15 protein-coding genes are annotated in these 19,417 nt (G+C 38.8%); 5 read left to right on the top strand and 10 right to left on the bottom strand.

What is annotated here, in order from left to right; genetic code table 11:
* Nucleotides 1-78: 78 nt before the first annotated feature.
* The 4 genes from thrC to ACJJVZ_RS07025 all read right to left on the bottom strand — a co-directional run bounded on the left by thrC (nucleotide 79) and on the right by ACJJVZ_RS07025 (nucleotide 5,339).
* A complete protein-coding gene (thrC, locus tag ACJJVZ_RS07040; RefSeq protein WP_405599298.1) occupies nucleotides 79-1,371 on the bottom strand; it encodes a threonine synthase in 1,293 nt (430 codons plus the stop codon).
* Between the two features lie 11 nt (nucleotides 1,372-1,382).
* Nucleotides 1,383-2,318, bottom strand: a complete 936-nt coding sequence (thrB, locus tag ACJJVZ_RS07035) for a homoserine kinase (RefSeq protein WP_405599296.1) — start codon at nucleotides 2,316-2,318, stop codon at nucleotides 1,383-1,385.
* Nucleotides 2,319-2,327: 9 nt separating this feature from the next.
* Complete coding sequence (thrA, locus tag ACJJVZ_RS07030; protein WP_405599293.1) at nucleotides 2,328-4,745, bottom strand: bifunctional aspartate kinase/homoserine dehydrogenase I; 2,418 nt, start codon at nucleotides 4,743-4,745, stop codon at nucleotides 2,328-2,330.
* A gap of 228 nt (nucleotides 4,746-4,973) precedes the next feature.
* Nucleotides 4,974-5,339, bottom strand: coding sequence for a response regulator (locus tag ACJJVZ_RS07025; RefSeq protein WP_182702852.1), 366 nt, complete (start codon nucleotides 5,337-5,339; stop codon nucleotides 4,974-4,976).
* A gap of 353 nt (nucleotides 5,340-5,692) precedes the next feature.
* On the opposite strand from ACJJVZ_RS07025, the gene ACJJVZ_RS07020 reads away from it, so the two are divergent.
* Together ACJJVZ_RS07020 and rdgC are read left to right on the top strand one after the other, a co-directional pair.
* A complete protein-coding gene (locus ACJJVZ_RS07020) occupies nucleotides 5,693-7,459 on the top strand; it encodes a sensor histidine kinase (protein WP_193156353.1) in 1,767 nt (588 codons plus the stop codon).
* 84 nt (nucleotides 7,460-7,543) lie between these two features.
* Nucleotides 7,544-8,461 carry a recombination-associated protein RdgC gene (gene rdgC / locus ACJJVZ_RS07015; RefSeq protein WP_182702854.1) on the top strand — a complete coding sequence of 306 codons (918 nt, stop codon included), beginning with the start codon at nucleotides 7,544-7,546 and terminating at the stop codon, nucleotides 8,459-8,461.
* A 449-nt stretch (nucleotides 8,462-8,910) separates the two neighbouring features.
* Here rdgC and ACJJVZ_RS07010 read toward each other — a convergent pair whose 3' ends face one another.
* The gene (locus ACJJVZ_RS07010; RefSeq protein ID WP_193156352.1) at nucleotides 8,911-9,750 is read right to left on the bottom strand and encodes an HDOD domain-containing protein; all 840 of its coding nucleotides are present in this window, start codon (nucleotides 9,748-9,750) and stop codon (nucleotides 8,911-8,913) included.
* 295 nt (nucleotides 9,751-10,045) lie between these two features.
* Here ACJJVZ_RS07010 and ACJJVZ_RS07005 point away from each other — a divergent pair, with 295 nt between their 5' ends.
* The gene (locus ACJJVZ_RS07005; RefSeq protein ID WP_273048723.1) at nucleotides 10,046-11,752 is read left to right on the top strand and encodes a dipeptidyl-peptidase 3 family protein; all 1,707 of its coding nucleotides are present in this window, start codon (nucleotides 10,046-10,048) and stop codon (nucleotides 11,750-11,752) included.
* Between the two features lie 216 nt (nucleotides 11,753-11,968).
* On the opposite strand, the gene ACJJVZ_RS07000 is transcribed toward ACJJVZ_RS07005, so the two are convergent.
* From ACJJVZ_RS07000 to ACJJVZ_RS06990, 3 genes are all read right to left on the bottom strand, one after another.
* Nucleotides 11,969-12,406, bottom strand: coding sequence for a hypothetical protein (locus ACJJVZ_RS07000; protein ID WP_405599557.1), 438 nt, complete (start codon nucleotides 12,404-12,406; stop codon nucleotides 11,969-11,971).
* Between the two features lie 176 nt (nucleotides 12,407-12,582).
* Entirely contained in the window at nucleotides 12,583-12,768 is a 186-nt protein-coding gene (locus tag ACJJVZ_RS06995; RefSeq protein WP_138585643.1) for a hypothetical protein, read from the bottom strand.
* Between the two features lie 30 nt (nucleotides 12,769-12,798).
* Nucleotides 12,799-13,197: an HIT domain-containing protein gene (locus tag ACJJVZ_RS06990; protein ID WP_182702857.1), complete on the bottom strand. Its 399-nt coding sequence runs from the start codon at nucleotides 13,195-13,197 to the stop codon at nucleotides 12,799-12,801.
* Between the two features lie 112 nt (nucleotides 13,198-13,309).
* Here ACJJVZ_RS06990 and ACJJVZ_RS06985 point away from each other — a divergent pair, with 112 nt between their 5' ends.
* Complete coding sequence (locus ACJJVZ_RS06985) at nucleotides 13,310-15,535, top strand: DPP IV N-terminal domain-containing protein (protein WP_405599288.1); 2,226 nt, start codon at nucleotides 13,310-13,312, stop codon at nucleotides 15,533-15,535.
* A 330-nt stretch (nucleotides 15,536-15,865) separates the two neighbouring features.
* Here the strand turns inward: ACJJVZ_RS06985 and ACJJVZ_RS06980 are convergent, their stop codons facing one another.
* Together ACJJVZ_RS06980 and dinB are read right to left on the bottom strand one after the other, a co-directional pair.
* The gene (locus ACJJVZ_RS06980; protein ID WP_405599286.1) at nucleotides 15,866-17,401 is read right to left on the bottom strand and encodes a M17 family metallopeptidase; all 1,536 of its coding nucleotides are present in this window, start codon (nucleotides 17,399-17,401) and stop codon (nucleotides 15,866-15,868) included.
* A 130-nt stretch (nucleotides 17,402-17,531) separates the two neighbouring features.
* A complete protein-coding gene (gene dinB / locus ACJJVZ_RS06975) occupies nucleotides 17,532-18,584 on the bottom strand; it encodes a DNA polymerase IV (protein WP_138585646.1) in 1,053 nt (350 codons plus the stop codon).
* A gap of 395 nt (nucleotides 18,585-18,979) precedes the next feature.
* Between dinB and ACJJVZ_RS06970 the strand changes: the two genes are divergently transcribed.
* Entirely contained in the window at nucleotides 18,980-19,414 is a 435-nt protein-coding gene (locus tag ACJJVZ_RS06970; protein WP_193156344.1) for a thioesterase family protein, read from the top strand.
* The last annotated feature ends 3 nt before the right edge of the window (nucleotides 19,415-19,417 follow it).

Raw genomic sequence — 19,417 nt, 5'->3', positions numbered from 1 at the left:
CATTTAATTAGCTAATGAAAGCCTCTCTTTTTTGAATTAAAACTTACTAAAAAAAAGCGGCCATAGCCGCTTCAATTGTTATTTTTTATTACCGAGTTTTGCAAGTATTTCAGTACGCAAAGCATCGTAATCGGCCTTTATATCGCTTGCTAGGCATGGTTTTGCTAATGCATCGCTAAGTGGTTTTGGCATATCTAATTCAATATTTAAAATATCCTCTACACTTTCTTTAAACTTAGCAGGATGAGCGGTTGCTAAAAAGATACCCGCTACACCTGGCGCTCGATTTTCAACAAGGCCTTGGTATGCAATAGCTGTGTGAGGCTCTGCAACATAACCCATTTGTTGAATTTTTTTCATCACGGATTGCGTATTTTGCTCGTTTACGCTAGTTGAATAAAAGTTATCGTAGCTAAACCAGTTATTATCTAACATTGTTTGCACACGCGGCCAGTTGTTTGGCTTACTTACATCCATTGCATTTGAAAGCGACTCAAGCGTTGCGTTTGGCGTCCACGTTTTATCAAGCATAAAGCGCGGCACAGTATCATTTTGGTTGGTTGTTGCACTTAGTTTGCCTACAGGTAAGCCAATAACCGCACCAATCATTGCAGCGCACACATTACCAAAGTTACCACTTGGTACTGATATGTGAGCCGTTGCGCGTTTTTCTTTTGGTAGCTGTGCAATGGCTTCAAAGTAGTAACAAACCTGAGCAACTAGACGGCTAATATTAATTGAGTTAGCTGAGTTTAGCCCAAGTGTTAATTTAACTTCTTCGTCTAAAAAGGCATTTTTAACTAACTCTTGGCAATCATCAAAGCTGCCCTCAACTGCGTAACAATGAATGTTATAACCAAGCGTTGTAAATAGCTTTTGCTGAGCAAGTGAAATTTTGCCTTTAGGGTATAAAATAACCACATCGACATTTGGTTTATTATAAAAAGCATGAGCAACTGCGGCACCGGTATCGCCCGATGTTGCTGTTAAAATAGTTACTTTTTCGTCTTTATTAAACTGCGCTAAACACTCTGCCATAAAGCGACCGCCAAAGTCTTTAAACGCAAGTGTAGGACCATGAAACAACTCTAAGCAGTATGTATTCTCTTGTACTTCCACCAGCTTAACTGGAAAGTTAAATGCATTTTTAACCATTTGCGCCACAATGTCGCTTGGCAGCTCATCACCAATTAGGTGGGATAATATTTTGCCACTGCGTGTAACAAAGTCCATATCAAGCAATGCATCAACATCGGACAGTGGCAGCAGGGATTCAGGGAAAAACACACCTTGATTACGACCCAAACCTGTTTTTACGGCTTCAACGAACGACACTTTTTGTGAGCATTCTTTTAAATTATGTAATTGCATGACTACCTATCCTATAAAACTGTTAGTTGACGCGTGCCGTCGTTATCTAATTTACAAATGTGGCAAAAGCCTTGCTCGTTAATGTAATTTGCCTCTAACCACTGCGCGCATTGCTGTGCAGCTTCAAGTGTTTTACATACGCTAAACAAGGTGGGCCCTGCGCCCGAAATACTCACTATTTCAGCGCCCAGCGCTGGCAAGCTTGCTTTGGCTTCACTAAAACCTTTAATAAGCGGTGCCCGGTAAGGTTCTGCTATTTCATCTTTCATTATGCTCAGCGCATCGTCAAAACGATTAGTTAACAGTAAGCTACTAAATGCCGATAAACGCTGTGCAAACTCAACACTTGCATGCATGCTCAACTCTTTTGGTAAAACCGAGCGCGCTTTTGCAGTGTTGAGTGAAAAACCAGGGAACGCAGCAACGTAGTACCAATTTTCATCAACAGGCAGTGCAATCGATTTATCAGGGATTAAATCACCTGTTAATTGCAAACCACCTAAATAACATGGCGTGATGTTGTCGTAATGACGACCGCCACTTACAACGGCTTCAAAATCAGCCATAAGCTCAATAAGCTCAACCTGACTTAAGTTAGTTTGTGCAAAATTATCAAGGGCAGCAAAGGTAGCCACGACCGAGCATGCACTAGATCCAAGTCCAGATCCAATTGGTAAATTCTTTTTAAGCTCGAGCTTTACGCTTGGCATATCAGGCGCAACATGCGCTCTGAAATGCACTAAGCACTGGTACGCTAAATTATCCTGCGCATCACTTGGTAACTTATGAGCGTACTCGCCTGTGCAAATAAATTCGTCGCTTGGTGCTGCGCTGACGACGGCTACATCGCCTAATAAACTGCCATCAATTGGCGCAAGGGCTGCGCCAAGGGCATCAAAACCCACTGCAAAATTACCAATAGACGCCGGCGCATATACTTCAATCATAATGTGCTCCTAGCGCGATAGCGTTTTTAAAATATCAGCAAATACACCCGCTGCTGTCACTTCAGAGCCTGCACCATAACCACGAATTACAAACGGACGCGGCTGGTAGTATTGGCTTAAAATAGCAAGTGCATTTTCGCCATCGCGAATAACACTAAGTGCATGTTTTTCATCTACCGCTTCAATACCTACTTTACAGTGACCTTCTTTAATTGTTCCTACATAACGAAGTACCTTACCTTCGCTCGCAGCGCTTTGAATGCGGTCATTAAAATCAGCATCTAGGCTTGGTAGTTTTGCCATAAACTCATCAACGCTATCGCCTTGTGCAAAACCAACTGGTAATACCGATTCAACTTCGATATCGCTCAGCTCTAATTTCATACCTGCTTCGCGTGCAATGATCAGTAACTTACGTGCTACATCGGTACCCGATAAATCATCACGAGGGTCTGGCTCTGTAAAGCCGCTTTCTTTGGCTTTAATGGTTGCCTCAGAAAGTGATAAACCATCTTGAAGTACGCCAAACATATACGAAAGTGAACCTGATAAAATACCGCTAAACTCTAACAATTCATCACCAGCACCAAATAACGATTGTAAGTTATCGATTACTGGTAAGCCTGCACCAACGTTTGTTTCGTATAAGAATTTCCGATTATTCTTTTGCGTAGCAGCTATTAAGTCTTGGTAATACGTGTATGAGCTTGTTGTGGCTTTTTTGTTCGCTGCAACCACATGAAAACCTGCATTTAAAAAGTCTAGGTATTGCGCAGCAAGTGCATCTGACGATGTACAATCAACAATTACTGGATTAACTAAATGATTTTGTTTAACAAACTGCTCTACTAGTTTTAAATCAAACGCTTGCTCAGATAAGGATAGTTTTTGCTGCCAATCAGAAAAAGCAATACCTTCACTATCTAGATGTAATTGACGAGAGTTAGCAACACCATACAAGTTGAGTTTAATATTACGCTTTTCAAGCCACGCTTGTTGACGTTCAAGCTGATTAATAAGCTCTTGTCCTACTAAGCCACAACCTAGTAAAAACACATCAATTGACGGCACATGCGTGAAAAAGTTTTCATGGCATATTTTTACGGCGTCATTACATAACTCACCATCAATTACCGCAGAAATAGCACTTTCTGTAGAATCCTGTGCAATTGCCACAATATTTACTTGCGCTTGTGCAAGCGATGCAAAAAACTTAGCCGCTAATCCACGGTGTGCGCGCATGTTGTCGCCCACTAAAGTAACAATGGCTAAATTACGCTGTACTTGTACAGGCTCAATAAGCCCTGCTTGTAATTCAAGCTTAAATGCAGTTTGTAGCGCATCGAGTGCAAGTGCGAGGTCTGTTTCGTGCACACAAAAGCTAATGCTAAATTCGCATGATGATTGTGTAATTAAAACAATAGATACATTATCGTGGGCAAGCGCATTAAATACTTTAGATGCCATGCCTACTTTACCTTTCATGCCCGGGCCTGAAACCGTTAGCATTGCAAGTTCTTGTAGGCTCGAAAGCGCTTTTACCGGCTCGTCTGATGAATAATCGTTACCAATTAATGAACCTTGTGCGTCTGGGTTATGCGTATTTTTAATTTCACATGGCACGCCTGCTTTAGCACACGGTAAGATTGTTTTAGGGTGAAGTACTTTTGCACCAAAGTAAGAAAGCTCCATCGCTTCTTTATAAGATAAAAAATCTACTTTAGTCGCTTTTTTAATATAACGAGGATCAGCGCTGTATACGCCATCAACATCTGTCCAAATTTGGCAAATTTCAGCGTCTAAACAGGCTGCTGCAATTGCTGCTGAGTAATCAGAGCCATTACGGCCAAGCGTTGTAAGCTCACCTTTGTCATTACTTGCTGTAAAGCCAGGCATGATATAAATAGTTGCAGGGTTTTCTTTAAGTACAGCTTGAAAGCGCGACTTACTTAAGACTAAATCAGCTTCGGCATCAATATAACCACCAGTAGAAGCAATACAACTTGTCGCTTCTAGGTATCTTGCATAGTGAGAGCTCAATAAAGCCTGCATTAAAGAAACACTAACGCGTTCTCCAAAGCTAATTACGAACGCACGAACTTGCTCAGGGCAACACTGTATAAGTGACACGCCATCTAGTTTATTTTTAAGCTCGTCTAAGTTTGGCCAGCTTGTAACTACCACACCACTTTTTTCAACGTCAGCTTTTAAACCTTCACAACGGCTAACTAATATTTGCCATGGCTGCGAAAAATCTAAACCTTGCTCTGCGGCACTTGCCAGTGCAACCAGTGAATCTGTCATGCCACCTGGCGCAGATAACACTAATAACATTTCATCTTTTAACTGTGCTTTAACTAATTGAGCTACCTGCTCAAGGCAAGCAAAGTCGGCAAGCGACGAGCCTCCAAATTTTAAAACGCGCATTATTTATGTTCCTCATCCCATAAAACGAAAAAAGGCCTGTGTTCTAAGTGAACACAGGCCTTTAAATTTGTTGCACCGACCTATGCCACTATCCAGTAAGAATGGTGGTTGTAATAATGATGGTCAGTACGCGATTAATTGTTTTCATAGGCTAAGACTGCCTTAACAAAGGCTATGCTGTCAACCCTAAATTAAAAGATAAAACAGCCTTTTTTGACAAAAAAAGGCTCAATGAATGCCAAATTTATGCAGTATCTCATTCATCCTATTTTTATCTATGGGTTTATTCACAAAATCAATTGCACCCAATTGAGTCACTCGCTGCTTCATTTTTTCTTGAATATCAGCAGAGATAACAAGTACAAAGCACTCTATTTTATTTGCTTTTATATGTTCAAGTACTTGGACACCATCCACTTCTGGCATAGTTAAATCTAAACACAATAAATCAAAATTATTCGTTTTAAATAGCTCAATGGCTTTTGCACCATTTACAGCCTGTTGAATATCTACATCAATACACTGTTGCAGACACCTAATGACCTGTTTACGTGCGACGGTTGAATCGTCACATACCAAAATAGAAAAATTCATAGTTTTTACTACTGAGTGAACATAATTAAAATTATTAATGAGGAGCTACCCATAGCATCCTACGTGTCAGTACCGCTATACGCAACAAAGTAACGTTAACTCTTTTATATAAAGTTTATATTTGTTACGTTTATGTTAGTGTAACTAGTTGCTTGTATATACTTAAAAATAAAATAATTTGTAGATTAAAATAAATAGTTAATCCATTACAAGCTTTATCTATAGTAATTTAAAGGTTAACTAGAATATAAAAGGCAAGAAAATTAAATGTTTTATGTATTTTTAAGCATTTATTGACTAACTTTTAACTAAATAAATAAATATAGTCTAAACAAAGGAATAACTGAACACTCATGTTACAACAAAGCCTTTCTAAAAAGTTATTGACTAGCGTGCTATCAGTCTATTTTTTGCTGACATTTGTGGTCACTTGCGGGCAAGTTATTGCTGAGTACGTCAATACTAAAGATTATATTAGAGACGAATTAGCAACGTTACAAAAAACCTTCAGCCGCAGTTTAACTAGAGCAATTTGGGAATTAAATACCAAACAAACCATCACAACTGCTGAGGGGCTATTAGCGATCCCTATGATTGAAGGCATAATTGTGCGCGATGATAGTGGTGAAATAATCTCGCAACTTGGTCGCTCTCTCGATATACACAAACTATATAGCCAACAATTGGTACAAGAAGAAGTTATTCTTGAAGACGCCAAATCAGGTTTATTTGGGTATACCTTCCCGCTTATTTTTGAATTTTCAGGACGCGCAACTCAAGTTGGTGACGTTACGCTTTTTTCTAGTCGAGAAGTTGTTTTTAGCCGCATTATGGTGTCAATTTACTTTTTAATTGGCAATGCAATGATTAAAACTACTTTTTTAATTATTCTCTTTTTAATGGCTTTTAGAAAGCTGCTTACAGATCCCTTAGCCCAACTAACCGATCAAATAGAAAACTTAGAACTTGATGAACTCGAAGGTGAACATATTGAAATTGAAACCGATGAGCATAACGAACTCAAAGTTATGGAAAAATCATTCAATAGACTTATCGATAAAGTAGTTCAATATCGCAAAGAGTTAGAGCTCGCACAAAAAGAGCTCATTATTAGTAATGAAAAACTAGATCAACACAATGTTCAATTAGAGCAAGATGTAGCTCGCAAAACATCAAACTTAAGCCAAGCTATGATGGATTTACAACAACAAAAATACGAGCTCGAAAAACAAAAAATTGTCCTCACCGATGAAATCGATTTACGCCGTAGCACCGAACTAGAACTACTAACAAAACAAACTGAATTAGAGCGTTATGTAGAAGAATTAAGTCTTGCTCAAGAGCGCTTACTTGGCACCGAAAAAATGGCTGCACTTGGCGGGCTCGTTGCAGGGATAACTCACGACATTAACACCCCAATCGGTATTGGAGTAACTGCTATATCATTTTTACAAGAGCGCCTAAATCAGATAGATGTTGCTTATAAAGAAAAAACTCTTTCACCTAAAGTGCTCGAAAACTTTATTAACGATGCGAAGCAAAGTACCAGTTTGCTAACGACAAACTTAGACAGAGCGTCTGAATTAATAGCCAGCTTTAAACAAATTGCAGTTGATCAGGCAAGTGAAGCGGTCAGAACGATTAATTTTAAAGATTACATCAATGAGGTTATTCGCTCACTTCACCCGCAATTAAAAAAAACAGCGCACTCAATTAAGCTCGCATGTCCCGAGGATCTAATCTTAAATTTACCTGCGGGCGCTATAAGTCAAATTTTTACTAATTTAATCATGAACTCGCTGATTCATGGTTTCGAAGGAAAAAACAACGGCATTATAGATATAAACATAGCCAGCAACGAAACCGATTTAATCATTAATTATAAAGATAATGGTAATGGAGTAACGAGCGAGCAACTCGAAAAACTATTTAATCCATTTTTTACAACTAAGCGAGATCAGGGCGGTAGTGGGCTTGGTACTCACATTATGCTCAATCTAGTAAAACAAACTTTAAGCGGCTCAATTGAAGCCACCAGTAATACTGGTGAAGGTTTAAGTTATGTAATTAAATTCCCCAAAAACATGCAAAAGCCTTTGCCTATATTTAATCAAGATTAAATCGTCATAACAATAAAATCAGTCATTTCGAGATACTGATTTTATTGTTATGATTGAACAAATTTTTCAAATGGATCAATCCCCATGTGGTTTAGTAACCTTATTTGTTACCGCTTTAAACAAGATGTTTCGTACACTCAAGAAGATTTCGATAAAGCATTAGAGCAAGATTTATTTCGTCCATGTACAGGCCAAGAGCTTTCTACATTTGGCTGGACTAAGGCATTTGGAAAGCACGGTGATACGCTCTCGCATTTTTCACAAAAAAGTATTTTAGTTTGCGCCAAGCGTGAAGAAAAGGTTCTCCCTGCATCAGTTATCAACGAACTTGTTGCTGAAAAAGTCGATTTAATTGAAGCTGAAGAAAATCGCCCTGTTAAGAAAAAAGAAAAAGATGAATTGAAAGAAAATATCCTTCATGCCCTTCTTCCACAAGCATTTAAAAAGTCGAGCCTACAGTTTGCATTTATTGATCAAGAAAATGGCTGGGTAGTAGTAAACAGTGGCAGTTTTAATAAAGCTGAAGAACTACTTGCACTACTGCGTAAATCGTTAGGAACACTTCCTGTAGTTCCTGCTTTTGCTAATTACGACTTAGATGTATTTTTAACTGATTGGTTAACCAACTTCAGTACGCCAGAAGGTTTTGCTATAGGTTCTGACGCTGAACTTGAAGAAGCAGATGACAGCGGCGCACAAGTTAAACTTAAAGGCCATGACCTATCGTGTGATGAAGTAAAATCGCATCTTGAAAGTGGTAAACGCGTCACTAAACTTGCACTTGATTGGCAAGAGCGCGTTAAGTTCATGCTGCAAAACGACGGTTCGATTAAGCGTTTAAGCTATTCAGAAACGTTAAAAGAAGAAAATGCTGATATCCCTAAAGAAGATATGGCTGTAAAACTAGACGCAGATTTCATTCTCTCATCAGAAGAGATCAAACAGCTCCTAGAAGAACTTACACAAGGCTTAGGTGATGCTGACGATTTAGTTAAACCATAACCAGTTGAATATTAAAAAAGCACGATTTAATCGTGCTTTTTTAATGCGTTGAATTTACTAGTAATAGGCCCGCTATTGACGCGTAAATTCGCCTTGTTTTCACTGAAAATCTCTGGCTAGAGAAAATAAAACAAGGACCTGTTGACCTTTCAGGATTAAAATTCGTTCAATCTAGGGGCGATTTAATCGCGACGTGAGGTTTGTAACCTAGTGGGCTAAGTAAAAACCGAGCAACAAAGAGTAAATTGCCCCTAGGCAGAACCCAAGGGCAGCGCATGTTTGGCATTTATGCTGCGTTATCGCCTATTTATGGGGAATAACCACACGACATAGGCTCTGCCTTGCTTAAATACCAAACACACTGCTGCAAATTTAACCTCGAAAGATAAACAGGCCCTAAATATCAACATGATTCAATACGTTAGTAAATCTCTTAACCAGAGTTCAGGTTAGCTAAACATTTCTTTTACGTCATCGAGCATATCGTTATATTCATCGCTAGAAAATAACTCCATTGATGAGATAACACCTTTATCAATATACACTTGTAACGCAGCAGATTTATCCGAAACCTGCAGTGTTCCCTCTAATATGGCACCAATTCGAATAAAATCTACATAACTGATTTTTTCTGGTTTATACGCAGGATCGGCCCAGCTCAATGCAACGTCAGAAAACTCATCAGGAAACTCCCATGCATTCATTATAGAAGAACCGACTTTGCCACTGAGTTTTTGAATTGCATGCGCTAAAAAGCTAGGATTAGCAAAGACTTCAGGATGACGTTCAGCTTCAGTCAAAATAGGCAAAACACCAATATTATAAACAAGCGCTGCTAACGTAATTGAATCACGATTTAATGAAGTGTGTTTATTATTTAGTAAATAAAATTCCATTAATGAAATTGAATGACACGCGACTGTTAACGTTTTTTGCCACGCCTTACCCATGTATCCTTTGATCAACTCATTGTTTGAAACGAATAACTGCTCCATAGCCATAGCTGTTACAATATTTTTAATTTGACGCAATCCAATGCGGGTTACAGCTTGATGTAAATTAGATACTTTCACTGAACGGCCCATTATGGCGCTATTTGCAACTTTAATCATACGGGCAGATAAAGCAGGGTCCTGTGAAATAACATCTGACATTTTAGTTAAATTTACTTCAGGATTATCAGCCGCCTGCCTAACTTTAACGGCCACTTCTGGCAACGTAGGTAAAACAAGCGTATCGTTATTTATTCTATCGACTAAAATCGTTAATAGTGCATTTTCTGTAGACATAGAGCGGTCATCCTTTTGTTCTTTAGTTATAATATAACTGCAAGCCTCGACAATTAATTTTTATAGCAGTGGTAACACAATAAGTATTGCCTAACTTACCGTTAAAGTTAAGGAAATTATAGATATTTATTTTATTCACCTTTTTTCATCTGCACAATTAACCATACAACGCCTAATACTTGCTATTTGCCATTTAGTTTTGCTTTAATGCACCACAATAGGGAAGCGTACATACTTTTTGTTATTTTATTAGCGCTCACACATTATTAAATTTACTTTTTTAACAGGCAATATAATGATCTTAAATAAAATTAGCCAAGCAATTATACTCTCTGGCGTTGTTTTTCTTAGTGCATGTTCAGAGCAAGCCCCCTCATCAACCGACACTACAGCAAAAACAGAAAAGCCAGCTAGGGCTGCAGATAAGCAAATGGCTCCAGCGCTTATAAACGCAGACAAACAGCGTTTAGATATCTATACCGACTTTAGCCTACAAAGCGATTTATCACATTTAAGTGATAACCAAAAAGCGATGCTTGTGAAACTTATTGATGCTTCAAAAATAATGGATGAGTTATTTTGGAAACAAGCATTTGGTGAGAGTAAAGATACTTTTTTAGCTAAATTAAACGATGAAAAAATACGCCTATTTGCAGATATTAACTACGGCCCATGGGACCGTTTAAATGGTGATGAAGCGTTTTTATCAGGATATAAAGAAAAGCCACTTGGTGCGCAGTTTTACCCTGCCGACATAACTAAAGAAGAGTTAAACAACGCAGACGTTAAAGATAAAACGGGGCTTTACTCAGTTATTAAGCGTGATGAGCAAGGCAAACTTTACAGTGTCCCTTATTCTAAAGAATATGCTGTTGAGCTTGCAAAAGCAGCGGACCTTCTTCGCGAAGCAAGTAAACTTGCTGATGATAAAGAATTTGCAAGTTACCTAAACCTACGTGCCGATGCCTTGCAAAAAGATGATTTCCAAAATTCTGATTTTGCTTGGATGGACATGAAGAATAACCCTATTGATGTGGTTATTGGCCCTATAGAAACTTATGAAGATCAATTGTTTGGTTACCGCGCTGCTTATGAATCCTATGTGTTAATTAAAGATTTAAAGTGGAGTGAACGGTTAGCTAAATTTGCAGCCTTCTTACCTGAGCTGCAAAAAGACTTACCTGTAGATGCTAAATACAAACAAGAAGTGCCAGGCTCTGATGCCGACCTAAATGCATATGATGTTGTTTATTATGCTGGTCATTCCAACGCAGGCAGTAAAACAATTGCCATTAATCTACCAAACGATGAGCAAGTTCAGCTAGAAAAAGGGACTCGTCGTCTACAACTTAAAAACGCAATGCGTGCTAAGTTTGACAAAATTTTAGTGCCAATTTCAGAGCAGCTTATTGTTTCTGAGCAACGTAAACATATTACTTTTGATGCGTTTTTTGCCAACACTATGTTTCATGAAGTAGCGCATGGTTTAGGCATCAAAAATACGATTACCGACAAAGGAACTGTTCGCCAATCACTACAAGAGCATGCAAGTGCGCTTGAAGAAGGCAAAGCCGATATTTTAGGCCTGTACATGATTGAGCAATTACTTAAAAAGGGCGAAATTACAGAAGGAACTATTGAAGATTATTACACGACCTTCATGGCGGGCATATTTCGTTCTGTGCGCTTTGGTGCATCAAGTGCACATGGTAAAGCAAATATGATCCGCTTTAACTTTTTTGCTCAAGAAGGCGCTTTTTCTAAAAATGAAGCGGGTTTATACCGCGTAAATATGGAAAAAATGAGTATGGCAATGGCTAAGCTTTCTCGTCTAATTTTAACCTTACAAGGTGATGGCGATTACGAAAAAGTTGATCAGCTAATTGCAACTCATGGCGGCATTAAAGAAGAACTTGCTAAAGACTTAGAAAAATTAAGCCAAGCAAATATTCCTGTAGATGTTACGTTTAAACAAGGTAAAGAGGTACTAGGTTTAAAATAACCTAGCACGGTAATAATTTAAGAGCGTTACAGCAAACACTGTAACGCTTTTTTATTATACCAATTGCATTAAATTAGTGATCTATTATAGCGATAAGAAAATAGCGCAATAGCAAGGCTAAAATTATGATACATAGTTGTTCTATATAAATAATTTTTAACGTAGTTAGTGAGTTATTTAATACGCTAGAATGATCATGTTTTAAAAAAATTGGTATTATTTATCGTTTACCACTTCGCGCACTACAGGCTCTAGGCTTTTCATACCCCAGCGCCTTCCTTTATCGAGCGCAGCCTCTACATCAAGACCCTCCTCATGTGCAGAAATTGCCATCAATGCCCCAACTCGATTACTGCTTGCACAATGCACTAAAATCGATTCCCCCTTAAACTCATTAAGTAAGTTTATTAAATTACGCGCATTTTCAACTGTAACATCCTGCGCACCTGCGATCGGTAATGCGTGATAGTTCATTCCTAGAGATCGTACAAACTCGCCTTCATCCCACGTTTGTTCACTAGAGGAGCGTAAGTTTATGACATGCTTTACACCCACTTGCGATAGCAACTTAATTTGTTCAGCGCTAGGGCGTGTTGACCTTTCGTGATTGATTTTGCAGCAGACTGTTTGGTATTTAGGCAAGGCAGAGCCTATGTAGTGTGGTTATTCCCCATAAATAGGCGATAACGCAGCATAAATGCCAAACATGCGCTGCCCTTTGGGTTCTTTCTAGGGACGATTAACTCTTTGTTGCTCGATTTTTACTTAGCCCACTAGGTTACAAACCTCGCGCCGCGATTAAATCGTCCCTAGTTTGAACAAATTTCAATCTACAAAGGCCAACACGCCCTAGATTGTGCCGCCGAGTAAACATGATTGCTATGTTCGACTAAATTTTTTATAGCTGTCTTTTTAATAATTTCAGCGTTAACTGGCTGCTCAGTTGCAACAGCAAAGTACCCACCTGATAACGCGACAATAAATAAACCCGTACAAAGTTGATTGATTAGCTTCATTTTATTCCTCATTTATATTATTAACCGCTATTAAAAATAGGTTTTTAATTTTACTATTTGCTCATCAGTATAAAGGACAGCTGAAAATTTACCCCATACAGGCGCGGGCCATGCCTTATCGCTTTTAAAACGTGCTATGTGATGAATATGTAATTGCGGCACCATATTACCCAAAGCCGCTACATTTAGCTTATCGGGGTTAAAAACTTTTATTAGTAGCTTACTGAGTTTTGCTGACTCTTTTAAATACACAATTTGATCAGCTTCAGATAAATCAATAATCTCTTTTAAATTAGGCTGCCTAGGCACTAATACAAACCATGGGTACTGGCTGTCGTTTAATAAAAGCACTTTACACAATGGCCAGTTGGCAAGCTCGATACAATCACGTTTAAGCTCCGGCGCTAATTCGAATACAGTGTTAGTCATGGTTATGTCCTACTTAGTCTTTAATAATGGCTACTTTATAGCATTTAGTTGCAGTTGCACACGCTTGGCTTTACCATTCAAAGCACTATTTATAATAAGCTAAGGCAACCTTGTGCTAAAAAAAATAAAACATCTTTCACTGGCTCTGCCACTAATAGTTGGCGCTATTAGTGTTCAAGCAAAACCTTTATCGCTGGAGCGTATTTTTGACGATCCGAGCTTGTCGGGTAAATCCCCTGTACAACTTAAATTTTCCCCTAATGGTAGCCGCGTAACTTATTTACAAGGTAAGAGCGATGACTATAACCGCTACGATTTATGGGAATACAACCTAAAAGATAACACTAATCGTATATTGGTTGATTCGGCAAAGTTATTTTTAGGCCCAGAAAACTTATCCGATGAAGAAAAAGCGCGCCGCGAACGCCAACGTATTTTTGGTAAAGGCATACTTGAATATAAATGGTCTAAAGATGGCAGCGCACTGTTATTTCCACTGAACGGCGACCTTTACTATTACGATTTAGCCTCTGCTAAAAGTAAAAAGTTAACCGATACTGAAACATTTGAAACCGATGCACGCTTTTCACCTAAAGGGAATTATGTTTCGTTTATTCGTGAGCAAAACCTATTCGCTTTAGAGCTTGATTCAGGTAAAGAAATTCAGCTTAGTAAAGATGGCGGCGGTGTAATTAAAAACGGCATGGCCGAATTTGTTGCACAAGAAGAAATGAGCCGTATGACGGGCTACTGGTGGTCTGGGGACGAAACTAAAATTGCTTATACCCGTGTTGATGAAACACCCGTAAAAGAAGCTATCCGTAACGAAATTTACGCTGATGAAGTGAAATTATTCAATCAACGCTACCCGTTTACAGGTACCGATAACGTAAAAATTCAACTTGGTGTTGTTAAGCTAAACGATCAACAAGTAGATTGGATTGATTTAGGTAAAGACGAAGACATTTATATTGCACGTGCCAAATGGCTAAAAGACGGCAATACATTGTCGTACCAATGGCAAAACCGCTCGCAACATAAATTAGAGCTTCGTTTTTATAACAGCGAAACTAAAATACAAAAAGTAGCACTGACCGAAAATAGCGAAACGTGGATTAACCTACATTTTGACCTTGAATTTTTAAAGGACAAAAAACACTTTGTATGGGCGTCTGAGCGCAACGGTTTTAAACACTTATACCTGTATCGCACAAACGGTCAACTTGTTCGCCAAATTACCTCTGGTGATTGGGCTGTTGATAGCTTAAAAGGCATTGATGAAAACAAAGGCATTGTTTACTTTGCTGCTCGTAAAGACACGCCTCTTGAAAGCCACTTATACAGCGCCTCTTTATTTAAAAAAGGTAATACAAAACGTATCACCGAAAAAGGTCAGTACCATAATGTTGTGCTCGCAAAAGACAGCAAAACCTTTATCGATAATAGCTCGTCTGATAATAAACCAAACTCTGCAGCGCTTCGCAAAGTAAACGGCGAATTTATTACATGGCTTGAAGAAAACAAGCTTGATAGCAATCATCCGCTTACCCCTTATTTAAACGATTTAACAAAACCAGAATACGGCACAATTAAAGCCGATGATGGCCAAGTTATGCATTACCGTTTATTCAAACCTAGTAACATCACTGATGGTAAAAAATACCCTGTTATAGTTAACGTATACGGCGGCCCGCATGCGCAACGTGTTACGAATAGCTGGCGTAGTAAAAATTTGTATTTTCAGTACATGGCGCAGCAAGGTTATGTAATTTTTCAACTGGACAACCGTGGTTCGTATAACCGTGGTAAAAAGTTTGAAGATGCGATTTATAAACACCTTGGTGTAGTGGAAGTTGCCGATCAAATTAAGGGCGTAGAGTTTTTACGCACACTTGACTATGTAGATCCAGAACGTATTGGCATATATGGTCATAGTTACGGTGGTTACATGGCGCTTATGACAATGTTTAAAGCGGGCGATTACTTTAAAGCCGGCGTATCGGGTGCTCCAGTAACCGATTGGGCATTGTATGATACGCACTACACTGAGCGCTATTTAGGACACCCTGACACAAACGCAAAAGGCTATGAAGCCAGTGCTGTTTTTCCATATACAGACGGCTTAAAAGGCCCATTGATGATCTACCACGGTATGGCTGACGATAACGTTTTATTTACCCATGCCACAAAGCTATTTAAACAACTGCAAGATAACGAAAAGCAGTTTGAAATGATGACCTACCCGGGCTCTAAACACAGCTTACGCGGTAAGCAAGTGCAAACACATTTACATAAAACCATTACAAATTTCTTTAATCGTCATTTTGATGTTGAATAACTGGAAAATTTGAAAAATAAACTAAAGGCTGATTGATAAATCAGCCTTTAGTTTTATAGGTACAGCTCAAATTATACCAATTGCATAAATTAGTGTTCTATTATAGCGCGAAGAAAACAATTCATAACAAGGCTAAAATTATGATATATAGTTGTTTTATATAAACAATTTTTAACGTCGTTAGTGAGTTATTTAATACGCTAGAATGATCATGTTTTTAATAAAATTGGTATTATACCAATCCGCTTATATAAGGGGCCTATTTAACGCTAAGAAAATCACGCTAGAACAAGGCGAATTTTTGTATGCTAAATTAAAGCGGGTTTATAACTACAAACAATAAAGAGCAAATAAGCTCGTCACTGATGCAGCCGTTGGTTTACCGTGCTGCCAATCACCACCTTCAACACCGCTACCCGCAATATCCATATGTACATAAGGTAGAGGTTGTTCAGAGTCGTTACCGTGCTTATCTAATCCGCCAACAATAGCCATAAATGCCATCGGGAATTGATGCCCACGCGCAGTAACTGCAGACGCTGCGTTATTACTAGAGAGTACATCGTCAGCAAGTGTGCGCGGTTTGATAAAGTCGTAATCTTCACGGCGTGAGCGCGATACTTCTGCGCCATCGGCCCATAAGTCACCACAGTCAGCTATTTGACGTGAAATACCAGCGTTACGAGCAGGACCATTTTCAACATAAGCTCCATAAGGTCCCATTGCACGAGCTGCATGGCCTGTTAATGTAGCCACAGTAAATAGCGTTGGATTGATTTCACCCTTAGCCAAATCTTTCATTTCACTAAGTAAGTCGCCCATTGCTAAGCGCCCTTCTGCATCGGTATTACCAATACGTACACGTATACCTTCGCGGCTAGTGATAATTTCATCGGGTACAAAACAATCCGAACCAATAGAGTTACGAACAACGGCTAAATAAGCGATGACTTTAACGCCTTTAGGCTGAAAATCAGCAACGGCTTTCATAAAGCCCGCAACAGATGCTGCGCCACCTTTATCACGGCTCATACCTGCCATATAACCGCCTACTTTTAAATCGGCACCACCTGTGTCATACACCAGGCCTTTACCAACAAACATAAGTGTGCGAGTAACTTCGCCACTTGGTACATATTCAAGCTTAACAACGCGTGGATGATGGCGCTCTACAGCGTACGATGCACGAGCAACAGTGCTTAACATTGGGTAATTTTTATCAATCGCTGCAATATCATCAATCACGTCAACGGCAATATTTGAGCCTTTAAATAAATCAACGCAGTAATCAGCAAAGCGTGGTGGAGCCATACGCTCAGGCTCAGTACCACACAAATCACGTGCAGCGTATTGACCTGCTGCAATTGCATTAACAGCGTTAATTGTTTGCTCATTTGCGCCAACTAAACCGATATTTGTTATAGGTTCAATACTCTCACCATGAAACTCACGTGCTTCTAACGGCTGCCACAGTGCTTGGCAAGCACCTAAATAAGCAACTTCCAGCGCATGTTGGTAACGGCTATCAGCATTTAAGTTTGGTAAAAATAATGCAGGATTAACACTGCCCGACGCCTTCGCTTCGTTAATTGCAAGTTTAGCGGCATCAAAATAACGGCGTACGTCGTCGTAATCTCTATTTAAAGGACCCGTTGGCGCAAGAATCACTCTTTTATTTTCAATTACTAATAAAGTAATTTGCTTACCAATACGAGAATCAACTTTTGATTGTGCTAAAACAGCATCTCGTAGTGGATTGTTTGGTAATTGAGAAAAATCATCACTGATAATGATTAATGCATCATGAGATGTACATTCAAGGCTAGCACTTACTGGCTGAGCCAACACGGCTTGTGGATATGCCATAAATAAAGGTCCTGTTAAAAAACATAAGCCTCTATTATCGTCGATTTAAATATTGAAGACCAGCAAGCTGCGACAAGCATTTAGTTTAATTGCTTGTTTATTGGCAACTTGCAGTTACAGGCTTTGCCACTTAATCGAGAATACTAAGCTGTAAATTATGCTCTGGCTGGTTTTTTATACCCACGCCAAGACCTAAAAGCCTTACTGGCTGCTGCACACCTCGTTGATAAGCTTTAGTTAGTAACTGAGTAAAAATTTCAGTATTTAATTGATGGTATGCCTGATCCGCAGAAGTCACTACAAAATTGGCAAATTTAACTTTAACGCTCAGTTTATTAATTCTGTTTTGTAATTGTTGTTTATCTAAACGTACCTTCAACTCCTCTAACAACTTAGGGAGTTGCTCTAGGCATTCTTGTAAGCTGTTTTTATTGTATTCATAAGTATGCTCAACACTTAACGATTTTCTAATTCGATTGGTAGAGACTTTACCAACATATTCACCCGCACACTTTTGATAAAGAGAAACACCAAAGTTACCTACATGCTGCTGCATCCAATTTACGCCTTTTTCGCGCACATCTTTGCCGGTGTATAACCCTTTTAAATTGAGTTTTTCGAGCGTTACTTTCCCCACCCCAGGAATTTTACCCAGTGGTAACTGCGCTAAAAAACCATCAACTTCATTGGGTAATACTACAAATTGCCCGTTGGGCTTATTTTCGTCACTCGCTATTTTGGCAATAAACTTAATTGGCGCAATTCCTGCTGATGCAGTCAGCCCAGTTGCATTGTAAATATCGGCTCTTATTTGTTGTGCAATAAGCGTAGCACTGCCTTTACAGGCGGCACTATTTGTTACATCAAGGTAAGCTTCATCAAGGGAAAGTGGCTCAATTAAATCTGTGTAGTGGTTAAATACTTCGCGTATTTGGTTTGAGGCCTCTTTATAAACAGCCATACGTCCGGGTACAATCACTAAATCGGGGCATAATTGTTTAGCATGGTAATTAGACATGGCAGAGCGTACACCATATTCTCTAGCAAGGTAATTAGCGGTTGAAAGTACACCTCGCCGGCTATTACCGCCGATTGCCAACGGTACATTAGCAAGCTCAGGATTGTCGCGCATTTCTACTGCGGCGTAAAAACAATCCATATCTATGTGAATAAACTTTTTCATCGCTACAAAATAACTGTTTATTTATACAGTCATTATTATGCAAACACTTTTAATATGCAAGCGCCTAGCTAATCTAAAATGACTGCTTAAATCGCCTCGTTTTTTTAAAGCAATACAGCCAAAAAGCAAATTCAAGTAAAAACCCTGCGGCAAGTAAACACACTCCTCCCGAGAGATTTCCCATTGCATAACAAATAAACGACATAATAAAAATTAAACATGCTAGAACCCAATTAACTACTTGTTGCATATGCGTTTCTCCTATTTATATAACATAACTGTAGACCTTAATTTAAATAGGCACAATGATTAGCTAAAAATGCCATATTAATTACCTTGAGGTCATAACTTCATATTGATAACCTAAGTGCTTTAAAATTAAGAGCTATAAGTTTATGCAAACGTTTAAAGATCAATATCCTATTCATACTGATATTACCGTAGCTTGGGCTGACATGGATGCCCTCCAACACGTTAATAACGTGGTTTACTTACGTTATTTTGAAATAGCTCGAATAGACTTTTTAAACAAAATAAACCTATTTGATACAATTACCCCAAGCGGTATTGGTCCAGTTATAAGCGAAAACAATGTGCGCTATAAACGCCCAGTTACTTTTCCAGATACACTTACTGTCGGTGTTACCATCACTGACATTAAAGAAGATCGCTTTATGATGAATTACACTGTATTTAGCCATGCACAAAATGCGATAACCACTACGGGTAATTCAAAAGTGGTTATGTTTGACTTTACAACAGGGCAAAAAGCGCTAATTACTGAGCCTCTTTTATCAGCTCTAACCACCCATGCTCAACCTAATAACTAAGGA

Source organism: Pseudoalteromonas sp. Ld19 (genome assembly GCF_045064135.1).
GTDB lineage: Bacteria > Pseudomonadota > Gammaproteobacteria > Enterobacterales > Alteromonadaceae > Pseudoalteromonas > Pseudoalteromonas aliena.
This window is presented reverse-complemented; position numbering and strand designations above follow the sequence as displayed.

Excerpts from the sequence above, each read along its gene's own strand:
- ACJJVZ_RS07005 (WP_273048723.1), top strand. The coding sequence starts at position 10,046 with ATGATCTTAAATAAAATTAGCCAAGCAATTATACTCTCTGGCGTTGTT.
- ACJJVZ_RS06970 (WP_193156344.1), top strand. The coding sequence starts at position 18,980 with ATGCAAACGTTTAAAGATCAATATCCTATTCATACTGATATTACCGTA.
- rdgC (WP_182702854.1), top strand. The coding sequence starts at position 7,544 with ATGTGGTTTAGTAACCTTATTTGTTACCGCTTTAAACAAGATGTTTCG.
- thrC (WP_405599298.1), bottom strand. The coding sequence starts at position 1,371 with ATGCAATTACATAATTTAAAAGAATGCTCACAAAAAGTGTCGTTCGTT.
- ACJJVZ_RS07010 (WP_193156352.1), bottom strand. The coding sequence starts at position 9,750 with ATGTCTACAGAAAATGCACTATTAACGATTTTAGTCGATAGAATAAAT.
- thrB (WP_405599296.1), bottom strand. The coding sequence starts at position 2,318 with ATGATTGAAGTATATGCGCCGGCGTCTATTGGTAATTTTGCAGTGGGT.
- thrA (WP_405599293.1), bottom strand. The coding sequence starts at position 4,745 with ATGCGCGTTTTAAAATTTGGAGGCTCGTCGCTTGCCGACTTTGCTTGC.
- ACJJVZ_RS07020 (WP_193156353.1), top strand. The coding sequence starts at position 5,693 with ATGTTACAACAAAGCCTTTCTAAAAAGTTATTGACTAGCGTGCTATCA.
- ACJJVZ_RS07025 (WP_182702852.1), bottom strand. The coding sequence starts at position 5,339 with ATGAATTTTTCTATTTTGGTATGTGACGATTCAACCGTCGCACGTAAA.
- ACJJVZ_RS06995 (WP_138585643.1), bottom strand. The coding sequence starts at position 12,768 with ATGAAGCTAATCAATCAACTTTGTACGGGTTTATTTATTGTCGCGTTA.
- ACJJVZ_RS06990 (WP_182702857.1), bottom strand. The coding sequence starts at position 13,197 with ATGACTAACACTGTATTCGAATTAGCGCCGGAGCTTAAACGTGATTGT.
- ACJJVZ_RS06980 (WP_405599286.1), bottom strand. The coding sequence starts at position 17,401 with ATGGCATATCCACAAGCCGTGTTGGCTCAGCCAGTAAGTGCTAGCCTT.
- dinB (WP_138585646.1), bottom strand. The coding sequence starts at position 18,584 with ATGAAAAAGTTTATTCACATAGATATGGATTGTTTTTACGCCGCAGTA.